The organism is Butyrivibrio sp. XBB1001 (assembly GCF_000424505.1).
In the GTDB taxonomy this organism is placed as follows: Bacteria; Bacillota; Clostridia; order Lachnospirales; family Lachnospiraceae; genus Butyrivibrio.
Genome location: NZ_AUKA01000002.1, coordinates 304257 through 325119, shown reverse-complemented (window position 1 = coordinate 325119; position 20863 = coordinate 304257). Strand labels below are relative to the sequence as shown.

13 protein-coding genes are annotated in these 20863 nt (G+C 40.2%); 2 read left to right on the top strand and 11 right to left on the bottom strand.

Annotated features, from left to right (window positions below):
* Positions 1-130 precede the first annotated feature (130 nt).
* The 10 genes from abc-f to G631_RS0104250 form a co-directional block, all read right to left on the bottom strand.
* Positions 131-1690 (bottom strand): ribosomal protection-like ABC-F family protein, encoded by a 1560-nt coding sequence (gene abc-f / locus G631_RS0104300; protein ID WP_026488400.1) that lies wholly within the window; start codon positions 1688-1690, stop codon positions 131-133.
* An 824-nt stretch (positions 1691-2514) separates the two neighbouring features.
* On the bottom strand, positions 2515-4320 hold the full coding sequence (locus tag G631_RS0104290) for a PrsW family glutamic-type intramembrane protease (protein ID WP_026488399.1): 1806 nt from the start codon (positions 4318-4320) through the stop codon (positions 2515-2517).
* A gap of 4 nt (positions 4321-4324) precedes the next feature.
* A complete protein-coding gene (locus G631_RS0104285) occupies positions 4325-4993 on the bottom strand; it encodes a 4'-phosphopantetheinyl transferase family protein (protein ID WP_026488398.1) in 669 nt (222 codons plus the stop codon).
* Entirely contained in the window at positions 4980-6962 is a 1983-nt protein-coding gene (locus G631_RS0104280) for an EAL domain-containing protein (RefSeq protein WP_026488397.1), read from the bottom strand. The genes G631_RS0104285 and G631_RS0104280 overlap by 14 nt, the downstream gene beginning before the upstream one ends.
* A 3-nt stretch (positions 6963-6965) precedes the next feature.
* A complete protein-coding gene (locus tag G631_RS19930; RefSeq protein WP_051196823.1) occupies positions 6966-7730 on the bottom strand; it encodes a response regulator in 765 nt (254 codons plus the stop codon).
* An 11-nt stretch (positions 7731-7741) separates the two neighbouring features.
* On the bottom strand, positions 7742-11524 hold the full coding sequence (locus tag G631_RS19925; protein WP_051196821.1) for an EAL domain-containing protein: 3783 nt from the start codon (positions 11522-11524) through the stop codon (positions 7742-7744).
* A 17-nt stretch (positions 11525-11541) separates the two neighbouring features.
* Complete coding sequence (locus G631_RS0104265) at positions 11542-12768, bottom strand: EAL and HDOD domain-containing protein (RefSeq protein WP_026488396.1); 1227 nt, start codon at positions 12766-12768, stop codon at positions 11542-11544.
* A 203-nt stretch (positions 12769-12971) separates the two neighbouring features.
* Entirely contained in the window at positions 12972-14093 is a 1122-nt protein-coding gene (gene glgD, locus G631_RS0104260) for a glucose-1-phosphate adenylyltransferase subunit GlgD (RefSeq protein ID WP_035789300.1), read from the bottom strand.
* Positions 14093-15235 carry a glucose-1-phosphate adenylyltransferase gene (locus G631_RS0104255; RefSeq protein ID WP_026488394.1) on the bottom strand — a complete coding sequence of 381 codons (1143 nt, stop codon included), beginning with the start codon at positions 15233-15235 and terminating at the stop codon, positions 14093-14095. The genes glgD and G631_RS0104255 overlap by 1 nt, the downstream gene beginning before the upstream one ends.
* Before the next feature lie 898 nt (positions 15236-16133).
* Complete coding sequence (locus G631_RS0104250; protein WP_026488393.1) at positions 16134-18203, bottom strand: methyl-accepting chemotaxis protein; 2070 nt, start codon at positions 18201-18203, stop codon at positions 16134-16136.
* Positions 18204-18490: 287 nt separating this feature from the next.
* On the opposite strand from G631_RS0104250, the gene G631_RS0104245 reads away from it, so the two are divergent.
* Both G631_RS0104245 and G631_RS20885 read left to right on the top strand, forming a co-directional pair.
* A complete protein-coding gene (locus G631_RS0104245) occupies positions 18491-19954 on the top strand; it encodes a methyl-accepting chemotaxis protein (RefSeq protein ID WP_026488392.1) in 1464 nt (487 codons plus the stop codon).
* Positions 19955-20163: 209 nt separating this feature from the next.
* The gene (locus G631_RS20885) at positions 20164-20337 is read left to right on the top strand and encodes a hypothetical protein (protein ID WP_013280440.1); all 174 of its coding nucleotides are present in this window, start codon (positions 20164-20166) and stop codon (positions 20335-20337) included.
* 132 nt (positions 20338-20469) lie between these two features.
* Here the strand turns inward: G631_RS20885 and G631_RS0104235 are convergent, their stop codons facing one another.
* Positions 20470-20721, bottom strand: a complete 252-nt coding sequence (locus G631_RS0104235) for a hypothetical protein (protein ID WP_026488391.1) — start codon at positions 20719-20721, stop codon at positions 20470-20472.
* Positions 20722-20863 lie beyond the last annotated feature (142 nt).

Genomic DNA, 20863 nt, shown 5'->3' with positions numbered 1-20863 from the left:
AAAATATGCCAGAAAGATATTACTTCTCCAAGATTGCGTAATATCTTTCTGGCATCTATTCTTTATTTTGGTATTACATACCAAGGGCAACGTAATACCTTTTTGCAAGATATTCCAATAATAGTTTGAATCAGATTCTTGTGGTCCACTTGGTGCAGTCCATGACCTGTGTTGCCAGAGACTGGTAGAAGTCTGGTTCGTGGCAGACCATGAGAATACTGCCTTTGTATTCCTTAAGGGCGCGAAGGAGTTCCTCCTTGGCATCTACATCAAGGTGGTTAGTAGGCTCATCCAGAACAAGAAGATTTGACTCCCTGTTTATAAGCTTGCACAGGCGCACTTTGGCCTGCTCACCACCTGAAAGGACCTTGCACTTGCTCTCTATGTGCTTGGTAGTAAGACCGCATTTTGCAAGAGCTGAACGCACCTCATACTGTGAAAAGCCCGGGAACTCATTCCATATTTCCTGCATACAGGTTGTCTCAATATCTGGTGACATTTCCTGCTCAAAGTAACCTATTTCTACGTTTTCTCCAAGCTCCACACTTCCACTAAGTGCAGGGATAAGGCCAAGAATACTCTTTAAAAGAGTTGTCTTACCTATTCCGTTTGCACCTGTAAGAACTATCTTGGATCCTCTCTCCATCGAAATATTAAGAGGTGAGGATAAAGGATCATCATATCCTATAACAAGATCCTTGGTCTCAAATAGGACCTTACCAGGAGTGCGGGCAGTCTTAAAGTTAAACTCTGGCTTAGGCTTTTCCTGAATCTTCTCAATAATATCCATGCTATCAAGCTTTTTCTGACGGGCCATAGCCATGTTTCTTGTAGCAACTCTTGCCTTATTTCTGGCAACGAAATCCTTAAGATCAGCTATTTCCTGCTGTTGTCTGTTGTAAGCCGCTTCTCTCTGGGCCTTCTTCATCTCATAAACTTCCTGGAATTTATCATAGTCTCCAACATAGCGGTCAAGACTGTGAGTCTGTCCATCCATGTGATAAATGATATTGACCACGCTATTAAGGAAAGGAATATCATGAGATATCAATATAAAGGCATTCTCATAATCCTGAAGATATCTTGTAAGCCATACAATATGCTCGGCATCAAGATAGTTAGTAGGCTCATCAAGTAGCAAAATATCTGGCTTTTCCAAAAGGAGCTTAGCCAAAAGAATCTTGGTTCTCTGCCCACCAGAAAGCTCAGTAACATCTCTGTCGAGCCCCAAGTCTAAAAATCCCAAAGCTCTTGATACTTCTTCTATCTTGGAATCTATCAGGTAAAAATCTCTATTTGTCAGAAGATCCTGAATTGTACCAAGTTCTTCCATGTACTCTTCTAGTTCTTTTTCATTAGCCTCTCCCATAGCATCGCAGATTTCGTTCATTCTGCTCTCCATAGCATACAAAGGCTCATAGGCAGATGCCAGTACATCTCTTATTGTCATGCCCTCTTTTAACACAGCATGCTGATCAAGATATCCAACCTTCACATTCTTGGCCCATTCTATCTTGCCTGCATCTGGCATGAGCTTTCCAATTATTATATTCATGAAGGTAGATTTACCCTCTCCATTTGCTCCTACAAGTCCAATATGTTCGCCCTTCAGAAGTCTGAAAGAAACGTCATCAAAAATCGCTCTGTCACCAAAGCCATGTGTTAAGTGCTCTACATTTAAAATACTCATAAAACTCCTTCATAGAATAATCCTAATGATCAATGCTGGATTTCTTACTATTTGTTCTCAAAAGATGCTTTTGACACCTACAACATAATATAGTCTGCTTAATTATAAATCAATGAAAAAATTGGCGAGCTTTGTAGCATAGCAGATTTATTATGATGAAAATATTAGGGTATGCATTATATATGTTATATATCTTTGTATCTTTGATGAGCGCAATGATTGAGTTTATGGCTTTCTGCGTTTTCTATGCCTTTTATGCATCACTTGCCTTAGCCTTTGTCATGCATAATTTAGTTTTTTCAATTTCTTGCATCACTTGCCTTCGCCTTTGTCATGCATAATTTTGTTTTTTCGATTTCTTGCATCACTTGCCTTCGCCCTTGTCATGCAAAACTTTGATCTTTTGGCTTCTTGCATCATTTGCCTTCGCCCTTGTCATACATAATTTAGTTTTTTCGATTTCTTGCATCACTCGCCTTCGCCTTTGTCATGCATAATTTAGTTTTTTTAATTTCTTGCATCACTTGCCTTCGCCTTTGTCATGCATAATTTAGTTTTTTCAATTTCTTGCATCACTTGCCTTCGCCTTTGTCATGCAAAACTTTGATCTTTTGGTTTCTTGCATCACTTGCCTTCTCCTTTGTCATGCAATACAAACTTTATTGGTTTTTTAGCATCAAATGCATCGCTTAATAATGTCCACATATGAAAAAAGAGGCATCCCCTTTTTGCATTGAGGACGCCTCTTATTACTAAATACTTATTATTACTAATTCTTCATCGACATATCTTGATCATTTCAATATATCTTAAACTGGCATAAATCAAGCTTCTGGTGCAAATGATGGCTCGATTGGTCTTCCGGTCATAGGATCATAATTAGCTGATGATACAACGTTAGGTGCAAGCTCCTGTGTAGGATTCTCAGATTCAAAAACCTGATCCTGAACTGGCACTGAATCCTTTAATACAGTCTGAGCCTGTGTCTCTACCTGCTGTACTGGTGTTTCCTGTACTGGAGCCTGTGACTGCGCTTCTGTCTGCTGCATGATAGGCTGACCTGTCATTGGATCAAAATGCATCACTGGCTGTGACTGTGCTACAACTGTTTCCTGTGCTACTGCCTGTGTCTCTACCTGCTGCGCTGATGTTTCCTGCGCTACTGCCTGCTGGAACTGTGGCTGTGCCTGAGCCTGGAACTGTGGCTGCGCTTCTGTCTGCTGCATGATAGGCTGGCCTGTCATTGGATCAAAATGCATTACTGGCTGTGACTGTGCTGCAGCTGTTTCCTGTGCTACTGCCTGTGTCTCTGGCTGCTGCGCTGTTGTTTCCTGCGCTACTGCCTGCTGGAGCTGTGGCTGTGCCTGAGCCTGGAACTGTGACTGAGCCTGGAACTGTGGCTGGGTCTGCTGCATGATTGGCTGGCCTGTCATTGGGTCAAAGCCCATAGGTTGACCTTGCTGTGCCTGCGCCTGGAACTGTGGCTGTGCCTGCTGCATGATTGGCTGGCCTGTCATTGGATCAAAGCCCATCTGCTGACCCTGCTGTGCTGGTGCCTGCTGGAACTGTGGCTGTGTCTGCATCTGTGGCTGTGCCTGGAACTGTGGCTGGGCCTGCATCTGTGGTGCCTGCATAATTGGCTGGCCTGTTACTGGATCAAAGCCCATCTGCTGACTCTGCTGTGCTGGCGCCTGCTGGAATTGTGCCTGGGCCTGCATCTGTGGCTGCGCCTGGAACTGTGGCTGTGCCTGGAACTGCATCTGAGCCTGGAACTGTGGCTGGGCCTGCTGCATGATTGGCTGACCTGTCATTGGATCAAAGCCCATAGGCTGTGGCTGAGCAACGAATATAGGCTGACCTGTCATTGGATCAAATCTAAGTGCTCCCTGATTATACATCTGATAAGCAACCTGTGCTCCAGGATAATATCCCATAGGGAATATAGCTGAGTCAGAAGATGAAAGCTTCTTAACCTTCATGATAGCGTAAATAGTGATAAATATCTCAAATATAAAGAATATTACTATTGCATATGGAATATCACATGACAAGCAGAAGTCATAGAATCCATGGATTATTACAGGAACTACAAGGGCCTTGATAAGGTTAGCCTTTTTGCCCTTCTCATCTCCAATAGCTTCACATCTCTTGGCTGCGCCAAAATAGCTACCCATAAATACTGCATCAATAGCGTGACCTGGAACTGCAAGAATACCACGCATGATAGCTGTGATGATAGGTGCATCAGTAAGGTACATAACGTTCTCTAAAGCAGCAAATCCAAGTGAAGAAAATACTGCATAAACTACTGCATCAAATGTATAGTTAAATGCTGGATCCTTCCAGGCAACTTTCTTGACAACAAAGTACTTGCCAGCTTCCTCAGAGAGGGCAACTACGCAGAACATCATAAGTGCTGTATATGCCAGTCCTCCATATGGGAAGATAAGGCGCAGGATGAGCTCACCAAGAATCTCAAGCACTAACGCGCTCAGTGTTGAAAGAAGACCAAAAAGGAAGAGCTTAACAAGAAGTCCAGCTGGTTCTTTTTCAATCTTGTCTGCCTTGTACACAAAGTACATGAGCAGGGCAGCCGGTAATACGGCCATAAAAAACATAAAAATTGACATTTCCTCATTCTCCCTTAACAATTCTTATTTCATCCGAAAACCTCTCATACTCCGAGCAGACCGTAATGTGATACCCCATATATTCATATTGAGTGAAGAAAATGTCCTCAAGAATTTCACCGTCATAAAAAACTCTGTAGCCATTCTCAAGATCAACAAAAATCTTACGTGGATCCATAGATAAGCCCTTGCCATAATACTTCATTATGCTCTCCTTGATAGTCCACAATTTAGTATACTGGCAATTCTCATCGTTCTGATTCTTCGAACGATATTTAATATACTTTATCTCCTCCGGCTTGTAAACAAAATTTATTAAATTTCTATTAAAAACTTTGGTATGTTCAAGGTCTATTCCTACGCATTTATCAGAAAAAGCGCATACGGCCATATCCCCTGAATGGGACACATTAAACTCCAGGCCATGTGCGCTTTCGATATATGGTTTTTCGTTAGAACCAGTCAGAATATGTTCCCCGTCTACCCCATATTCATCAAGCCCTTGTTTTATAAGAATTCCGGCACCAAGAGATTGTCTCTTGCTGGCCACAGGCTTTATCTTGTCTATCTTGTCCTTCCGATACTGCGGCATTTGCTGGTACCAGAAATCAAAAGAAGATGTATCCTGTAAAAACAAGGTATTAATCAAAAGAACTTCATTAAATATTTTCATCTTCCTCTAGTCGCTCAACTCCATCTTTTGTAAATAAAAGGTGTTCTCCATGCCAGAACTTGTTCTGAAGTTCATTTTTGGTAATTGCAGGGGACAAATAATCACCTTCAGCAAAGTCAATAGGAACTTCACTTATTTTATCATAATATTCCCTGGTGTCTATTCCGGTTATGATGCAGACCTTTCCAAGCTGCTTTATCATGTTGATCCTGTTGGAGAAAACAATCTTGGCATTTTCTTCATTGTCCGCTTCAAACAGACTTCTGATTTCAACGATCACTCCCTCAAGATCATAGCTGGCTATGGTATTAAAACCAAGAAATCCTGCTTCGTAATCACTTATATACATCCTGATGCCATATTCAACAAGCCCATTCATTAGTTCCAAAAGAGTCTCTTTTGCATAAAATGCATAGGACTCCTTCATAACAAATGCTATAAGTGAAGGGTCGACGCCAAAGTGATCAACTATCTCTTTTACCTTCTTAACAAACTCACTTCTAAGGATAGTTGCAGACATTATAGGCACCAGAACAAAATCCATCTGCATGTCCGATTTATCGACACCATTGGACAAAAACCTGCATACTGCTTCCAAAGTTCTGTACTGAATCTCATCTATAAAGCCAGATCCCTCTGCAACCTCCATAAATTCTGAAGGAGGGATTTCTCCAAGCTCAGAGTCATGAAGATTCAGAGTCACATGGGATAGCTTAATGCGCCAGTCCTGACTCCTATATACAGGAGAAAACATTAGCTTAAAAGTCTTTTCACTGATTCCTCTTCCAATTGCCTTTTCAACTTCTATCCTCCTTAGGAGGAAATTAAGGTCTTCGCCGCATAATAGTTTCTTTTCATTGCCCTTCAAGGTAGTTGAATCCATGAGGAAAATATCATTTATATTACTTAGCTGCTGAGGACAATCTGCCACAAGCACAATAGCGTCAAGTTTTATACTGTCAGAGCCGTTATCCCAGGTCTGTTCAAATCTTTTTGCTATATTCTCCGTAATACCCGCAATTTCTCCAGAAACAGCTCCTGTAACAAGCATGTAAAAGACATCACTTCTGGTATGATATACAGTATTCTCCCTTCCATATTCCATAAGATGAGTAGCTATCTGCCTTGTAAGATCTCCAATGCTCTCATAACCGTAAAGCTTTCTATATATTCCAAGATTCTCTATCCTGATACATATTGCCTTGAATTCCCTCTTTAGCTTAAAATACGCGGTAACATCCTGAACAAAGGCATTTCTGTTGTAAGTTCCTGTTGCGACATCTATTTTGTCATCGTCCTTTTCTATCATGATCATAATGCCGCTAAGACCTATTGCTTCGCACAAAAGCTCACATTTCACAGACGGTATCAGCATTTGGACAGCAGTGCCTATAAATGCCAATGCCATAAAATATATCATAGCAACTCTCTTTATCTTGCTTATTGCATACCAGTTTTTTATAAAAAGATATACTCCAAACAAAAAGTAAGCTGCAGCAAACGTGTAAGCTAAGTAAATACCATAGGATCTTCCATATTGATATTTGCCTATGATCTTAAAGACAAATTCTGTAAATGGATTGAGCAAAAGCATGACTTCGAGAATATAAAATGGAAACTTTATGATATTTCTTTTGAAGGCATTAAATTTAAACTCAATGCCGCAAGTGACTATAATATAAAAAACATAAATTGGAATAATACCAAAATGCGTCAAATAATAGATAAGCTGGCAGGAATAACTGGCAACCCACTTAATAACATCAGAAAAAGGCCCATAAATAAACAGATACGCAATAGGCTCAGTAAAACAGTCTATCAGAGTAAAGACCAGAAGCATCATAAACAGCCTGCTTCTTAAGGCATTTCTTTTGCGCATCATTGCCGAATAAAAAAGACAGGTTATGCAGATAATAGCTGCTGCTATCCTATATGTAGTTCTGTCAATAAGTGCCAGATCAAAAGTCATTTATCATTTCCTTTGTCTAAAAAAGTTGCCTAATGTCTCAAGAAGCTTATCCCTGCTGATGCTTTTCAAAAGATAATCCGCAGGCTTAAGGGCAATCACATCAGTGACGCTCTTTCTGTCGCTTTTTCCAGTCAGGAACATTACAGGAGTAGAGCTTGAAAAAGATTCGCTTCTAAGCATCTGAAGGACTGTCGGTCCATCCAGAACAGGCATATCATAATCAAGAAGAATAAGATCCGCCTTGTTGGTTGCCAGCCATGCAACAGCCTGGGTTCCTGAATTGGCCATTCCAACTCTGTAGATATCTTTTAGCCATTCTCTTATCATCTGTATGTAGGTGGGGTCATCATCCACTATCAGGATGCATTTTTTCTTCTGCTGCTCAAATTCGTCATCCGTAACTATTCCAACCTTTTCCATGAGATCAGCCATATCAAGAGGCCTGGTTATTTCATAAGCTATATCCTCTTGCGGAATATAGCGGTGAACCAGGTCAAAAGCTGCCTTATCACCTATCACAATAACGATAAGGTTTTCCTCCATAGAAACATCTTTAAAATAGACCATTGCATCCCTGTGATCTTCAAAGTCCTGGTCAGTATACAGGATAACAAGGTTTACTCCTGACACTTTTCCACTAAGTTCCCCCAGGGAATAGGTCGAATCCTCCACCTGATAGTTATTACTCTTTAGGAGATTTTTGATGGCATTGACCATGAAGGTTTCTTCATTTCTGACAAGCAAGATTTTCTTAAACATGTTCGGCATAGTTTTTGCTCCTAACTATTTAGTCTACTCTCTACTAATTGTGAAATACCGTCCCAATCCAGTTTATAAGACAGGTCGGCGATTTTTTTCATTGCAATGGAATCATCAAAAGGAAGCTCATATTCCTTGATGGAATCCAGAATAAACATCAGTGTGTCATAATCAAGTACCTTACTTACTTCAAGTATACTTGCATAAGCATCCTTGAGCTGAGCCTCTGAAATAGGCTTTTTCTCCTTATCTTCATCATGCTGACCTTTTATCTCAGGAATATGATCAAGTCCTGTTTCAAGTACATAGTACTTATCAAGAAGCTCATCCTGATAGGTTCTGATTGTATCTATGTCATTTTCATTTCCTGCTTTTTCAAGCTTCTCAGCAAGCTTTGACAGACTAATTCCGCCAATAGTCCTGCTGGTGCTCTTTAGAGAATGAACATAACTTGTGTAATCTTTCCAGTTCTCTGTTTCATAACTGTTCTTTATGTTTTCTCTGGTATTGCCTATTGATTCAAAAAATACTTTTAGAATGTTCAGATAGCTCTCTTTACTTCCACAGTTTGAAAGTCCAACACTTACATCAATCTCATCGATAAACGAAAGTGCCGCAAACCAGTCTGACTGAGTATTTTCTGACGCATTTTCTTTTGTATTTTCTTCCTCTGTGACAGTTATAACGACCTTATCTTTGGGAAGGAATCTGATAAGCGCAGCCTCGAGCTTGTCACTCTCAATAGGCTTACTAAGGTAATCATCAAAGCCTATTCTCAGGAAGTTGTCCCTTGCTCCAGTGATTGCATTTGCAGTAAGAACTATTATCGGGGTATCAAGATTAGGACTTTCTTTGTCATCTTTTATCGCGTGGAAAGTCTCAGTACCATCCATCCCCGGCATTCTATAATCCAAAAAGATCAGGTCATATTTCTTTTCATGCTGCTTTTCAAGGCACTCTGCTCCACTTCTTGCAGATTCTATCTGAAGCTTCGTAGGCTTTAAAAGCTCAGTGATGACAACGTGGTTCATAGGTGTATCATCAACAACAAGAATCCTGGCATCTGGAGCTGTAAAGGTCTCCTTATAGGGTTTTCTGTCCTGAGCATTTTGGGATATCCTTTTTCTGAAATCTCCAATCTTAGTATCACCAACAATTCTCTGCGGCAAAAGGATGGAGAAAGTAGAGCCCTTCCCATATTCACTGCTCACAGAAATGCTTCCGCCCATAAGTTCAAGGAGAGAATAAGTAATAGCAAGACCAAGTCCACTTCCTTCCACAGTCCTGTTCTTGTCTATATCCAGTCTCTTAAACTTATCAAACAGAGTTGCAATATCCTCTTCTTTTATGCCCATTCCGGTGTCAGTTATATCAATTTTGAGGGTGATCATATCCACACCCGTTTTCTCACCTGTGGCAGTCAAGGTAACTGTGCCCTTCTGGGTATATTTAACAGCATTGTTAAGGAGGTTGACTATGATCTGCCTAAGTCTTATCTCATCGCCAAACATTGTATCCGGCAGATTCTCATCCACATTAACCTCAAGCTCTAATATCTTTTGCTCTGCCTTAATATGTATCATGTTGTAGATGTCATTAAGAACAGAGCTAAAGTCATACTCCGTCTCATTTATCTCCATGCTGCCAGCTTCAATCTTGGAGAAATCCAGAATATCATTTATCAGAGACAAAAGAGTTTTACCAGCACCTTCAATATTTCTGGCATATTCAAGTATTTTCTCATCCTGACATTCCCTTAAGATAACTTCATTCATGCCAAGAACAGCATTGATAGGAGTTCTGATCTCATGGGACATATTTGCAAGGAAATTACTCTTGGCTTCATTTGCCGCCCTTGCTCTTCTCTCCTCCATCCTGGCCATTTCTGTAGCTTTCAGGATTGTTATAAATTCATTCTTACTAGCTGGAGGTGAAAAATAAGTGCCCTGTATATAATCTGCCTTTATGCCATTTATAGCATCAAAGCATTCCTGGCTATCAACGTTTGAAAGAACTATCTTTTTCCCCATCTGTGCGATCATCTTAAGTCTGTTGTCCAAAATGATCTTACTCTGAGGGTTCACAGCTGCATTCTCTACAAATCTTGCATCAATATTGGCGCCTTCAAAAACCATGGAAATTGAAGATTGCATGTTAAAAAAGCCAGTTCCATATTCATCAAGAAAGAATCTGACGCCAAAGCCGCTAAGTTTCTGCATTACACCTATAAGGACGTTTCGATCCGCTTCTGCAGCGGTTTCTGAAATGTTAAAAACAATTTTCGAAGGAGATGCACCATATTTTTCCCACATCTGCTGCACTCTCTCTGCAAAGTCCGGCTTGATTATCTGAACAGAATTAAGGTTGATACTTATAAAATCTATTCCCATCTCCTCAACAATACCGCCGCCAAGAAAATAGAAAACCTGATCAATGATGAACCATCCAAGCTTTTCGATCATTCCTGTCTGTACTGCTACTGGAATAAATTCGTCCCTGTGAACATGGCCAAGTTGCTTGTCCCTTAGCTGAACATAAGCCTCTGCTGCGCAGATTGCCCTTTCTTCCTTGGTATAGATAGGGTTAAAGTACACCCTGAAATTTCCTTCCTCCAGGCCCCTTCGCACTGCATTTTCAACATCTGCTCGTCTTAAGATAAAATCAAGCTCGTGGCCAGAGAGTACATGGTCAAATTCCTTATCTATGGTGCTTTCAGCCAGAAGTAAAAGATAATCCACATTCCCAAACTGATCTGGAGAATAGGCCATAAATGTCGTAGCCTTTAATAGTACCTCTTTGTCATCTATCTTCCACTCTTCCTGAAATCTCCGAAATATATTAGCAGCTATCTCGTCAGCTTTTCCCTTATCTATGTCAGGACATAATAAATAGAAATCATCAGAACTTATCCTATAGACATCATTCCTGTCTCCAATGTTAACCAGATACTCTATCAGCATTCTAAGGACATTTTCATACTCCTCAAATCCAGTCATTTTCCTGTATATATCAGCATTGGTTATTCTGATACAGATTGTATAAAAATTCCTCTTATACTTAAAATATCCAGTCACATCCCTTATAAAAGCATTCCTGTTATACACTCTCGTTGAAGTGTCTATCCTGTCGTCATCATTTTCAAGCATCATCATAAAGCCCATGAACCCTATTGCTTCGGCCATAAGCTCAGACCTTATCTCAATAATGAACATTTGAATAAGAGTTCCAATGATAACCAGCATAGAAAAATAAAGGAAAGCAATTCTTTTCGACCTGCTAAGATCATTCCAGTAAATAAAGAGTGCCGTCATGGCAAAAAGAATATAAAAAGCACTTATGGCATAAGCCACGTAGACTCCGGCATTTCTATGGAGCACAAGATTCTCGTCATAGTAAAAGACCCAGTTAAAGATTGGAGAAATAATAACCATTAGTTCCAGAAAAACAAAAGGAATACTTACTAACCCTCTGGCAAACCTTGTAAATCTGTACTGAACATTGCACACAAAAATAATATAAAGAGCAAGCATTGGAGCCAGTGCAAAATGAGTAAGATAGTACACAAAGTTGAAGGCTATAAGCAGCGGTAATTTAACTGAATCTGAAAAAAAGGAGACCAGCACTATCTCGCCCAAAATTCCCATTATGGCATCAAGTGCTACAACAGAACATATAGATACAAAGAGCATACTTCTGTTTTTACGTCTGCTCTTCATTATTAGTGTGTAGAATACACAGGTAATGCTGATTATAACTGCAGCAAGGTTGAAAGTTATGCTGCCTATTCCCTTAACATCCAGCATAAATTTACCCCGAAATATTACTTATGAGGAAAAAGATCACGATACCACTTAAGGGAGCTAAGATACGCTTCGTACACCTTATCCATGTCAATATTACCAAGCACCATGAGTCTTGAAACCTCGGTCCAATCCGCATCTTCATATCTCATGATAAAATTAAGCACCTTTGCATACTCACCTTCGTTGTGAAGTATTGCATTCTTAACATGCGTTGAAACCTGTACCATATCAAGGGCTTCTTCCATAGTCTTCCCAAGCATGATGTCAAGAGCAGAAAAAAGTCCCATGATAAAAAGTTCCTGAGATGAAACTGCAAGTTCAAATAACGGAGCAAGGTTCTCTGCAAACTTGGCTCTTATCATAACAAGCCTTGTAATCTCAGAAGGTCTGTCTGCGCAGAGTTCCTTGGTGACTGCTGTGTTTATCCATCTCTTTAGCTCTTTTTGTCCCAGCATTGCTGCCGCATGCCTGATAGACGTGATCTCAGAATTTAAAGACATCCTATTGACCATTTCCAAAAGAGAAATTACAAGAGCAGGGTCTTTTCCAATAACATCAGCAGCATCCTGAAGATCAAAATCAGGAGCGTTAACAACATTTAAAAGCTCAATATAATTAACCTTAAGAGGACTTACATCTGTCTCAGACTCCTTTACAGGCATTCTGAAAAAACTACCCTCGTACAGGTCATATCCACCATCCTTTATAAGTTCCTCATATTCTTCCTTGGTATCTACATTTACAGCACAGAGCTTAATATTTGGATATACATTGCTAAAATAGATCTTGGCTTTGGTGATATCTATCTTGGCATGATTAAGAAGAATATAATCACACAAGCTCAGCACCTCTCTATATGGTTCAAAGCTTGTGATAGGGAGCTTTCTCATAGCCAGCTTGTAGCCTTGTGACTTTAATTCCTTTATTCTTCTTACATGCTGTTCATCAGCTGAAATGGTATTGTCCATAAGAAGAACAACTTTATTGGCAGGAACTGTACATTGAAGGGAAATCTCCGCAAATATTGAGAACTGATTTATTGGCACAAATACCTCTTTGCCACCTGATAAAGTTCCAACACCCATGCTGCTGACAACTTCAAGCTCATGCACTGTTCCTGCACCGTCATACCTGGCGCCTCCCTCTAGAGAAGGGTTAAGGAAATGATTCTCCTTGCGGCCAAAAACAGAATATGCACAGACAGACATGTTGCCATCAAATAGAGGAATTAGTGTTGCTAACATTAACAGCTCCTTTCTGCATGGAAAAGACAAATTCCCATTCACCTATATTCTATCAAATGTGCACAATTAAATATATTATATTTTTATTAAATTCCGTTTATTTCATGTTTGGACCAGCGCATTTTAAGGTGCATCAAAAGAGTTCATGAAAAAAGAGAAGTGGATCTCCACTTGGGAAATCCACTTCAAAAAGTATTATTCTTTTACAATGTATCTCTACGTTTAATGTACTGAGGATGCTCTGCGGTTCCGCGGATATCCTTTACATGTATTATCTTAGCCCATTTATCTACGATGGCATTTTCTACGTGAACTCCCTCCTCGATATCTGCATAGGCAAGGATAATAGAGTTTTTAACGACTGCCCCCTTCTTTATTACAACGCCACGGCCTATAACTGAGTTCTCCACAGTTCCTTCAATAAGACAACCATTTGAAACAAAGGAATTGACAACCTTAGAGGTGTCGTAGTACTGGGTTGGGCAAGAGTCTGTAGTCCTTGTGTAGATTGGCCACTCAGGTCTGAACAATTCGCTTGCTATGTTGTAATCAAGAAGTTCCAAAGATGCTCTGTAATAATCAGACAAACTAAGGAGTGAAGCAAAATATCCCTTGTGCTGATAGCCTCTTATATCAAGATCTCCGCACTTAATATTGATGATATCTGAGAGTGTGTAAATAGATGACATCTCTCTTGCTGCATTTATAAGACTTATAAAGGTTTCCTTACTCATGCAGTAGGTATCCATGCTGATATTTTTTTCCTTGGCTGTTCCAAGGTTCTTTTCAATGGACAGAATACCTTTTTGTCTGTTAATGTTTACAGTTTTGCAGTTCTGGAAATACTCTTTTGCATTATCAACCTTGTGATAGAGCATTGTCACATCTGCACCTGAAGAAATGTGCTCATTTAAAAGTTCGCAGTAATCCTGCTTGTAAACCATATAGCTAGGAGCAATGATCACGTAATCCTGATGCATTCTCTCTATTATGTCCAAATTCTCGCTGTAAGCGCATATGTCATTGTTATAGATTGAATGAACATTGCTGTCCTGTGAAAAGAGAAGCTGCACCTTACCACGTTTTGAGTTGATATTGTAATGTCTTCCTGAACCAATATGCTCAGCAATTGATCTTGGGCGTGAACGAACATAAACCTGAATCCTGTCCATGCCACTATTACTCATATTTGAAAGAGGGAAATCTATAACTCTGAATCGTCCAAGGAATGAAAAAGATCCAATTGGTCTGTAATCATGAAGTCCCTCTACATGTATGCTGTTGTCTGCGGAGGATACAATTCCAAATGCTTTATAAGCTGCCATTATTTTGTACCTCCCTTCACATTTTTAGCTACAAGGGTGATCTCTTCGCTTCCCCTTGAGCCAACCTTTGCCTTTTTGGCAATTCTGACATTTTCTGCAACCAGCGCCCTTGTGACTGTTGCACCATCCTCAACAACTGCCCCCGGCATCAGTACACTATCCGTTACCCTGGCGCCCTTTCCAACAACAGAACCAGTGAAAAGAACTGAATTAGTAACAGTACCTTCTACTCTGACACCCTGAGTGATGTAGGCCCTTTTAACCTTGGCATCCTTGCCGATATACTGTGGCAGAGTTGAGACATCCTCTGTATAAATAAGCCAGGAGGAATCGTTTAAGTTTAGCTCGTTCTTGGGATCAAGAAGATCCATGTTAGCTTCCCAAAGGGAATCTATTGTTCCCACATCCTTCCAGTAACCGCAAAACTCATAAGCAAAAAGATTTCTCCTATCTGCAAGCATCTTTGGAATAATGTCCTTACCAAAATCGTGGTCAGAATTTGGATTCTTCATATCCTCAACCAGCATCTTTCTCATAAGTTTCCAGCTAAAGATATAAATTCCCATGGAAGCAAGATTGCTCTTTGGCTTTGCAGGCTTTTCTTCAAATTCAACGATACGTCCATTACCGTCTGTATTCATGATACCGAATCTGCTGGCTTCCTTCATAGGTACTCCACGAACTGCTATTGTTGCATCAGCTCCCATCTTCTTGTGGTAAGCAAGCATCTTGGCATAATTCATCTTGTAGATATGGTCACCTGAAAGAATCAGAAGGTATTCAGGATTGTAATTATCTATAAAATCGATGTTCTGAGAAATAGCATCAGCTGTTCCTCTGTAAACATCAAGACCCTCGTCAGCCTTCTCTCTTGGTGTGAGAACATAAACTCCACTATCCTTGGAATCCAGTCCCCATCTACCATCCTGAGCAACATAGCTGTTAAGAAGTACAGACTCATACTGAGTCAATACTCCTACTGTATCAATACCGCTATTTGCACAATTACTAAGTGGAAAATCAATGATTCGATATTTGCCGCCATAATATACTGCAGGTTTAGCCACTTTAGTGGTCAGATCTTTAAGTCTGCTACCACGGCCACCCGCCAGGATCATAGCTAGCATCTCGTTTTGAGCCATATTATATCCCCCTATCTTGATCATAAGAAATTTAAAGAACTCCCTCGTCAGAAAATCAGATATTTTCTGACTAATCTCATATTCATAATACCACATCTCTCAAAACTCCGCACCTATAGTGAAGTTTCCCTCCGCCCATTTTCTTACCACCTCCAATCACCGAAGTACACCCTCCGCCCCACCGGGAAAGCGGGAAGCGATATTCATGGAAGTTTTTTTCGTCTGTGTATAGGAGGAATAATTCATGAGGCTCCTGACAGTGCATAAGAATTCTGCTTCGGTTCAACATGTCCGAGCGCCAAGAGGCAGCTTTTTACTCACGCCAGTTCCCGTAGTGCTCGTCACTGACAAATGCAGATTTTCTTAGATGTTTCCGCAGTTTTTCTTTTAATGCGCATGCTGCAGCGTAAACTTGCAGGACGGTGAGCAATATTACAACAGAAAATGCCATAGCCCGCAGAGCGGGCGTTACAAGAAATGAGGAATCAATCCTCTCAAGCTAGCTTGGAGAAGTTGATTCCTCATTTCTTTATGGCGCAAGCGCCAAATGGCATTTTCTTTTTTTAAGATAATTAGCTCCGTCCTGCTTCAGACAACGCTTCGCACGCGCGGGAAAAACTGCTGTGGAAACATTAGAAAATTGCATTTTCCAGATAAGACTCGCATAGGAAACTGGACGCCTCGCAAGCGCTGCCCTGGCGCGAGTTTTGAACCGTAGAATTCTTATGCACCTGTCAGGAGTCCATGAATATCCGAACTGGATCCGACGAAAAAAACTTTCTGAATGAGCGACCCCCCGCTTCACCTGTGGCGTGGCGGAGGGGATGATTGAGTAGAGGGAGGATGTGGCAACAAAATGGGCCGCGGAGGAGTCCGCGGCCCGGTGGGATTGGTGGGTTTATTTGAGTTTGAATTTTCCAACGATTTCTTCGAGAGTTCCTGCAACCTGCTCCTGCTTGTTAGTCATCTCATTTACATTAGATACTACGTCAGCTGCAGCCATTACAGAATCATTAACTCTGCTGGAAAGATCTGCTGTATCCTGGGTTGATTCTGCAATGTTCTGGATTGCCTTACTAACCTCTTCCATTGATGCTCTGATGTTCTCAACCATCTGAGCAATGTTCTCTGAGGAATCTCCGAAGGAACCTGCGTCATCACCATACTGCTTGGCAAGACCTACGAACTTGTCATAATCAGGAGTAACTGTCTCTTTGATAAATGTAAGAAGCTCTCCAGAAGAATTTGACAAAGTACTGAAAGCTTCCTGAACACCATCGATTGTCTCTCTGATCTGCTCTACAGCCTCTGATGTGCTGCTTGCAAGCTTATTGATCTCAGAAGCAACTACTGCAAAGCCCTTGCCGGCATCTCCAGCTCTTGCAGCCTCGATACTTGCATTAAGAGACAAAAGATTGATCTGATCAGCAATCTCTGCAATTGTATCAGCAAGAGTACCAATCTGGTCTACTACCTTAGCCTTCTCATTGGCTTCCTCAAGGTCAGCTTCTCTTTGCTCTGCAATTGAAATAGCATAGTCGTGAGCTTCCGCACTTTCTTTTTCAATACCCTTTGCCCTTGCCTTGATATCAGCAGCATCAGCACTGGTCTTTTCAGTCTCAGCAGCAAGCTGGTGAACAGAAGCATTTACCTCTTCTACAGAAGCATTAACCTGCTCTGTTGCAGCACCAGATGACATCATAGCATCATTAACACCTGAAATATTGCCCTGAATGCTGTTAAACTGATCAGAAAGTTCATTGGCCATACTAGCAAGGCCTGTGGATGTCTCTGTAACCTTTACAGATCCATCTGAAATCTTGGTTATGACATCCTTGTTACTCTCATACATGTTATTGAGGGATTCGCTCATTGCTCCAAGCTCATCGCCTCTCTTATTATTTATCTTATCAACAGTAAAGTCGCCGCTGGCAAGCACACTTGCAAACTGCTTAACGTTATTAATACTCTTTGAAATGCTCATTACGAATATCATAATGATAACTGCACTCACTACAAGAGCAATTACCATTATAGTAGTAAGCACTGTAGTAGCCTTTTTAACAGGAGCTTCAAGCTCTGTAATATCCATTCTGATGATCATCTTCCAGTTAACATCAGGAATATTCATATAGGCTGCAATGATCCTTACACCATTTTCCATGAACGCTCCCATACCAGGAGTCTCACTTGCATTAGCAACTATATTTGAACCTAGTCCTGCCAGTTCTTTATTCTCATCGTCAACAATATTCAAACCACTTTCTACCTTGCTAGGGTCATCGCAATGAATATATACACCAGTTGAAGCCAAAAGCATTGCTCTTCCTGTTGATCCTACCTTAATAGAAGAAACAAGAGCCTGAACATTTGAAAGCTCCATATCAACTGTAACGCAGCCAATATACACGCCATTGTCATAGATTGGCGCTGAGCAGGTACTCATTACAAGTCCTGATGTAGGATCATAATATGGATCTGTGATGGCGGTTGCTCCATTAGCAAGAGCTTTTGCATTAAGATAATACTCCTGGTTGAAGTAATCATATTCAGCATTACTGTAGTCCCAGGTTTCTGAAATCTTGTCGCCATCCTTAAACCAATATGGTCCAACATATTTTTCTTCCTGATTATAAACATTTGGCTCAAACCATAGGCCAGCGCCTAGAATAGAGTCATTGTTAGATATAATCTTGCTCAACATCGCACCATAGCTGTTCATATCCATTGACTTATAGGATGATGATACAGAATCAGATATGTTTACTGCTGTTGTCCTTATGATCTGCAATTTTGCTTCTACAGCAGTTGCAGAATCCTGAACCTGGCTAAACATATTGCTGGTATTAGTTTCCTGCATGTTTGTAGACAGTTCCTGTGCTGCTATGTAGGTCAGGATGATCATGGCTATAGCCATTACCGGAAGAATACATAGAAGCATTTTTGTCTTAAGGCTAAGTTTTTTCATCAGTTGCACCCCTTTACTGTTTTAAGAATATTGCTAACGTTTTTACGTTAATTAAATCCACTATTATTTTACCCCAAGCTTATATATATTTGTTCTAAAAAAAATATTAAGTTAAATTAAGAATAAATAAAGAGCTTATGCCGCTTTACCAAACAATCACAATGCAAATAGTTTATATGTTTTTTATCATTTTTTAAGACCTTATATGTCGTTATTTTGTATATATACGTGATAAAATCAATATGAGTCGTTTTAGTCTATTCATTAAAATGAAAGGAATATATATTATGAACGCTGAACAGTATCGTAGAGCCAATAACGCAAGCTTTGTTGCCACCTGTGCGATTCTCATATGCGGAGTTGCCCTAACAATATGGAAGGGAGTTCAAGCAGGATTTTCTGCTTCCAGCAATATTCTTATAGTTGCCGCAGTTGTAGGCTTTATCCTGACATGCTTTGGAAACTTTAAGTTTTCAACCGTAAAAATGGGATCAATCCTTATAATGGGCGGGGCTACAATTTTCTATTTTGTGCTTCTTATTGCAGAGACAAATCTTATTTATTTTGCCTTTGGATTGCCAATCCTGATCATAAGTATCATCTATCTGAATTCAAGATTGTGTAAGGCAGGAATGTCAGTAATTATAGTTTCCTTCTTTATCACCTGCTTAAAATCCTATATCAGTGCTGGAGCTTTAGATCTCGACCACGTTCCTGCATTTATAACTCTTGGCCTTGCATTTGTAGCTACTATCACTACTGTTTCGCTTCTATGTAAGTTCAATGATGAAAATAATGACAGGATCACCAAAGACGCAGAAAAAAGCCTTGAAACCAGTAACAACATGGCTGATATAGCAAATACAATTACAGACCTGTTCAACAACTCTCAGCAGAACATGGTTGACCTTCAAAATATCATAGAAGCTCAGCGTTCCGGCATGAAGGATATAGCAAGTAGTATGGAGAGCACAGCTCAAGCCATTACTTCTCAGGCTCAGAGAGTTCAGCAGATACAGGAAGAAACAGCTACAACAGAGCAGCATAGAAAAGATATGACTAAGGCATCAGAAAGTGCTCAGACAGCAGTTCAGGATGGTGTTAAGGTCATCGGCGAATTAAAGGAAAAATCTCACAATGTTGCTCAGCAGAGCCAGGTTACTGTTGAAGCCACTCAGGCCGTAATAAACAAGGTTGCAGAAGTAACCAAGATTGTCGGATCTATCATGTCTATTTCAAAGCAGACAAACCTCCTTGCACTTAACGCAAGTATCGAGGCCGCAAGAGCTGGTGAAGCAGGAAAAGGCTTTGCTGTCGTTGCTAATGATGTCCGTGAACTTGCAGAAGAAACAAATACCGCTTCAAATGAGATCACAAGCATCATCAATGAGCTTAACGAAGACGTTCAAAAGGCAATGGCAAGTATTGACGATACAGTAGCTTCTGTTTCAGAACAGAATGAGATGATTGAATCCGTTGGCGAAAACTTTGACAGCATTAACGATAATGTTTCAGAGATGCTATCCCGCTTTGCAGAAATTGGCGAAGGAATGAAATCAATTGCAAGCTCAACCACAGAAATTAACGACAGTATTTCAAATCTGTCTGCAACAAGCCAGGAAGTTGCTTCCCTTTCTAACGAAGGTGCCAACGCCTCCGAAGAAGCTGCATCCAAGTTTGATGATTTCAAGGTCATCCTTGGAGATATCTTCCAGCAGGCTAATAAGTTAAAAGATATGCAGCAGAATTAAGCGTTTCATAAACCACGATACTTTTAAGTGCGATATATAAAGGGCTTTGAGGATTCCAAACCTTCAAAGCCCTTAAATTTTAGGGAATTTTTATAAATTTTGTGCCAAAAAGCTTAACTTTTAGTGCAAAAATACGATATAATAATAGAAAGGCACATAGATACTAGCCTTAAATCTTTACACAATTTACGAAAGGAGGAAACGAGTGTATGACAGCTACATTGGATGCCAAAATGGAAGTAATGGACTGCATCAGAAAGGATTGTGAAGATGAATACTATCCAGATCCAGAGAAAGTAGCCCATATTACTGGATTACCATTGGGGGTTGTTTTTGATTTACTGATAGAACTCAAAAACCAGGGTTGTCTTGGCAAGAGATGATCTATTGTTCAAAAATGGAGAAAACAATGGACGAACAGCAAAGTTAAAGGCTCTATGCAAATAAGTGCATAGAGCCTTTATTATTTCTCTTTTTATATATCGTATTACTAGTTTCCTTTATAAGTGCATGTTTTACAGAAGCTCTACAGGTTCATGAGTAAAATCAGCCTTTCCATCCTGATATAATCTGGTCACAAAATCAATTGCCTTTTGTCCAGACTCTTCTATCGGCACGTTCTGGCTATAAATGTACTTGATCTTATCACCACTAACAAGCGAAAAATCTATCTGAGTTCCTGAAATCTGTCCATCCCCAAAGTCCAAAGGCTTAACCTCTACTGACTCTACTTCTTTCACCACTCCAGCCTCAAAAAGTACTCTCATTTATAACCCTCCTTGATTTGGTTTATAGAAATACGCATACTATATTTTATCACCTTTTAATTGTAATTGCGATACCCTTTGGATAATTGGCCAGTCTGTGCTATACTAAATAAATGTATTACAAAAAACGTAACAAAGCATG

What these genes read in the sequence shown, in the direction of transcription:
- G631_RS0104285 (WP_026488398.1), bottom strand. Translation starts at nt 4,993, where the DNA reads ATGAAAATATTTAATGAAGTTCTTTTGATTAATACCTTGTTTTTACAG.
- G631_RS0104280 (WP_026488397.1), bottom strand. Translation starts at nt 6,962, where the DNA reads ATGACTTTTGATCTGGCACTTATTGACAGAACTACATATAGGATAGCA.
- G631_RS0104290 (WP_026488399.1), bottom strand. Translation starts at nt 4,320, where the DNA reads ATGTCAATTTTTATGTTTTTTATGGCCGTATTACCGGCTGCCCTGCTC.
- G631_RS19930 (WP_051196823.1), bottom strand. Translation starts at nt 7,730, where the DNA reads ATGCCGAACATGTTTAAGAAAATCTTGCTTGTCAGAAATGAAGAAACC.
- G631_RS0104235 (WP_026488391.1), bottom strand. Translation starts at nt 20,721, where the DNA reads ATGAGAGTACTTTTTGAGGCTGGAGTGGTGAAAGAAGTAGAGTCAGTA.
- glgD (WP_035789300.1), bottom strand. Translation starts at nt 14,093, where the DNA reads ATGGCAGCTTATAAAGCATTTGGAATTGTATCCTCCGCAGACAACAGC.
- G631_RS0104265 (WP_026488396.1), bottom strand. Translation starts at nt 12,768, where the DNA reads ATGTTAGCAACACTAATTCCTCTATTTGATGGCAACATGTCTGTCTGT.
- G631_RS0104245 (WP_026488392.1), top strand. Translation starts at nt 18,491, where the DNA reads ATGAACGCTGAACAGTATCGTAGAGCCAATAACGCAAGCTTTGTTGCC.
- G631_RS0104250 (WP_026488393.1), bottom strand. Translation starts at nt 18,203, where the DNA reads ATGAAAAAACTTAGCCTTAAGACAAAAATGCTTCTATGTATTCTTCCG.
- G631_RS19925 (WP_051196821.1), bottom strand. Translation starts at nt 11,524, where the DNA reads ATGCTGGATGTTAAGGGAATAGGCAGCATAACTTTCAACCTTGCTGCA.
- abc-f (WP_026488400.1), bottom strand. Translation starts at nt 1,690, where the DNA reads ATGAGTATTTTAAATGTAGAGCACTTAACACATGGCTTTGGTGACAGA.
- G631_RS20885 (WP_013280440.1), top strand. Translation starts at nt 20,164, where the DNA reads ATGACAGCTACATTGGATGCCAAAATGGAAGTAATGGACTGCATCAGA.
- G631_RS0104255 (WP_026488394.1), bottom strand. Translation starts at nt 15,235, where the DNA reads ATGGCTCAAAACGAGATGCTAGCTATGATCCTGGCGGGTGGCCGTGGT.